This window comes from Alkalibacterium gilvum, assembly GCF_900109085.1.
Lineage (GTDB): Bacteria > Bacillota > Bacilli > Lactobacillales > Carnobacteriaceae_A > Alkalibacterium > Alkalibacterium gilvum.
Window position 1 is genome coordinate 1 of sequence record NZ_FNYW01000072.1, and the last position, 3,319, is coordinate 3,319.

Here is a 3,319-nt window from a genome sequence, read left to right on the forward strand (position 1 = left end):
AATTAAAACTTTTTTCCATTTTAGTGAAAACTATTTGTGATTCTTTACACAATTAAGCAATGGGATGAGTGGGTAGTTTTATGCAACACTAGTGAGAATTCATGGTAACATAACCTCAGTTCCTGTTCTGTATTTTTGTTTTTTGGTGATTCAATTATACCATGCAACAGGGCGAAATTAGTCCACAGATTTACGCTGTGGATAGTTTAAAAGCCCGAGGCTTCCATGTTTTCCACATGTGAATACCTCGGGCTTTTGTTATTATCTATGAAACCGTAAAATTTTGGGTAAATTCAAATAAAGTGTTTATTCAATTCTATAAAACAGATTGATAGTGTTCTTTGAGTTGTTGCCCAATTTTATCAATCCTTTTTTCTGAAACTTTTTGGTAACCGGTATCGACTAAGGAAGGTAATTTCTCGTCGAGAATTCCTCTCGTCAAATGAATGAAATCATCCAAGGAATTAGCTTTATAGACATCTTTTCGGTCGATATAATCCGGATTAAAGACAGGAATATCTCGAACAATCGTATTAGCTTTACTGGCTAAAGCTTCTAAAAGGACGATACCCTCTGTCTCTTCGTGGGTTAGAAAAAGGTATAAATCACAAGCCTGATAGGCAATACGAACTTCGTTTCGGTCGATGTATCCAGGAAATTGAAGATTCGGCAAATCTGTTTGAATGGCTTCTTTTATTTCACGAGATAACAATTTAGGATCGGTATAGCCAAACCATATAAATTGATATTCAGGCATCCGCTTGGCCATTTCAACGAAATCTAGAATCCCTTTGCGCTTGATTTGAAGGCCTACTGAGATAATTAATTTGTCTTCTGCTTGAATCCCAAATTTTTCACGGAACATTTTTTGCTCGTCCAGGGTGCTTTGCCAATAAGAAAGATCAATTCCATTAGATATGACTTTAATTGGGGGCTTCATTTGCCATTCTTCAAGCAACATTTTGGAATATTCAGAGGGTGTTAAGATTAAATCGGCTGTTTCGTAACATTTTTTAAACCACCAACCGGTTAGAGGAGCCAATGCATTCGCGAAGAAAAAAGAATTTTTAAAATCATTTTCCGTTGAATGAGCATGATAAACAACAGGAATCCCATTCTTTTTAGCCTTTTTAGCCCGAATGTAAGAGCTCGGGAAAACAGTATTAATATGGATGACATCATGTGTTTTTTCCTCAGTCATTGTGTATGGTATGCCAGCAGATTTGAGTGCCATCTGCTGGTGTTCAATTGCACGCCCGACACCGCTTTGATTAATTAAAGCCATTGCATCACTACATAAATAAATAATCATTTAATCCCTACCTTAACTCATCACTTGAAACGCTAAATTTAATAGGGTCGTCGTACCGAAAGAATAAAGAAAAAGAGTCAGAGGCTTCCCTAAACTAAGTGTAATTAAGTAGCGTCTAAAGGATATTTTTGAAAGACCTGCAATATAACAGAGTAAATCAGCTGGCGACAACGGAAAAAACATCCCGAATGTAAATATCTTATTAAATCGTTTTTCATCATCCAACCAGCGTGTATATTTTTGAAATTTATTTTGGTCAACAAGTAACTCCACAAAAGGACGACCGAGTTTACGAGCTAGAATAAAATTAATAATCGATCCGATCATAATGCCAATGAAATTTAGATAAAAACCATATCCCATACCAAAAATCAACGCACCCATGGGGATTGTTAGCGCAGCTGGAATAATTGGTACAACGGTTTGTATAATTTGAATCAGAATAAATCCAATTGGTGCAGCAGAGCCCATTCTTTCTAATAAGCTTCTTAAAGCGTCTTCAGATGTAAAGATTTGTTGTTTATAACCCCAAAAAATACCATAGATAGTTAATAAAACACCTAAAATATTCAAACTATTTAACAGTACACGTGCGAAGCTCTCTTTTGAAATCGAACTGGATTTCAAAAATGAACGAATCTTGTATTTGTCATTTAAGCGCTCCATAACAATGATTCTCCTTTGAAATTACTTTTGCATTTCCAATAACTGTTGATTATGATAGCTTTCCATTGCTTGTTCGTAAACCATCTCCACTTGGCGACCAAACGCTTGAGAAGAATAGAATTGAGCAACAAACTTTGTGGATTCATTAGCCATTTTAGTATAAAGGTCTTTATTTAACATCAATGCGTACAAGCCTGCTTCAAAATCTTTGAAATGATGATATTGATAGCCGTTTTGACCGTTTATAATTACATTTTCAATTGATTCATCGGCACGACAAAGTGCTGGAATTCCACTTGCAAGAGCTTCGATATACGTTAGCCCTTGTGTTTCACTAGTTGATGAACAGACAAAGAGATCGCTAACTTGATAATATTTGGCTACCTCTAAAGGACTGACCATACCTGCAAAATGAACGTAATCATTCAATCCTAGTTTGTCAACTTTATTGATGAGATTTTCACGATTTGGTCCGTCACCTACGATTAAGAAGTGTACTTTTTGTTTGATGAACGATAAGAAAGATAAAATTTCCTCGATGTTTTTCTCTTTACCTAATCGTCCGAGTGAAATTAACAAGAAAGTATCTTCTGGAATGCCGTATTCTGCGCGAATCGCTTGGCGTTCTTCTGATGAAATAGGATTCTGGAATCTTTCCAATTGAATACCAGTTGGTATAACGGATATCGGTTGAGTGACACCATAGTTTTCAAGGATATTGTCCACTTTTTGAGTCGGTGCTATAACAGCTTCTACGTCGCTTAAAACACGCTTTGTAAGAAGGGATACTATTTTACGACCTGTTATTTTGCTGGGTGAAAAGTAGTGGGTGTAGTCTTCATAAATCGTGTGGTAAGTGTGAACAATCGGAATATCTAGATAGTGTGCGATTTTTTTAGCCATACGAAATGTACTGAACTCACTTTGCGTATGGATTAAATTTGGACGCCAATCCATAATATTATGCATTATTGCTCGGTCCGAGAATAACGTCACGCGGGCGCCAGGATAAATTTTATTGGCATTAACAGATGAAACGGCATAAATGTGCTCTGTTTTGTTGATATACCCGTTATCAGCTAGCGTTAATACGCGGACTTCGTGTCCTAAGTCTTCCAATGATTTCTTAAGTGAAACGGTTGAAGTTACAGCCCCGTTGATGGCGGGTTTATATAAATCAGTCGTTAGTAGTATTCTCATGATAAAATCTCCTCTCAGAGAATGTTTGTCTATATTATATAGTAAGTATCACTAGTGTTGCATAAAACTACCCACTCATCCCATTGCTTAATTGTGTAAAGAATCACAAATAGTTTTCACTAAAATGGAAAAAAGTTTTAA

The 3,319-nt window shown here is 36.1% G+C and carries 3 protein-coding genes; all 3 read right to left on the reverse strand.

Going from position 1 to position 3,319, the window contains the following annotated elements:
* Positions 1 to 316: 316 nt before the first annotated feature.
* Genes BMX83_RS10475 through BMX83_RS10485 form a run of 3 tightly spaced genes read right to left on the reverse strand, consistent with a single transcriptional unit; the run spans position 317 to position 3,178 of the window.
* On the reverse strand, positions 317 to 1,312 hold the full coding sequence (locus tag BMX83_RS10475; RefSeq protein WP_091636804.1) for an LTA glycolipid anchor biosynthesis glycosyltransferase, IagA/BgsA family: 996 nt from the start codon (positions 1,310 to 1,312) through the stop codon (positions 317 to 319).
* Between the two features lie 12 nt (positions 1,313 to 1,324).
* Complete coding sequence (locus BMX83_RS10480; RefSeq protein ID WP_091636806.1) at positions 1,325 to 1,978, reverse strand: TVP38/TMEM64 family protein; 654 nt, start codon at positions 1,976 to 1,978, stop codon at positions 1,325 to 1,327.
* A gap of 21 nt (positions 1,979 to 1,999) precedes the next feature.
* The gene (locus tag BMX83_RS10485; protein ID WP_091636808.1) at positions 2,000 to 3,178 is read right to left on the reverse strand and encodes a glycosyltransferase family 4 protein; all 1,179 of its coding nucleotides are present in this window, start codon (positions 3,176 to 3,178) and stop codon (positions 2,000 to 2,002) included.
* Positions 3,179 to 3,319: the final 141 nt, after the last annotated feature.

Bases quoted from the DNA above. Each gene is read 5' to 3' on its own strand.
- BMX83_RS10485 (WP_091636808.1), bottom strand. From the start codon at position 3,178: ATGAGAATACTACTAACGACTGATTTATATAAACCCGCCATCAACGGG.
- BMX83_RS10480 (WP_091636806.1), bottom strand. From the start codon at position 1,978: ATGGAGCGCTTAAATGACAAATACAAGATTCGTTCATTTTTGAAATCC.
- BMX83_RS10475 (WP_091636804.1), bottom strand. From the start codon at position 1,312: ATGATTATTTATTTATGTAGTGATGCAATGGCTTTAATTAATCAAAGC.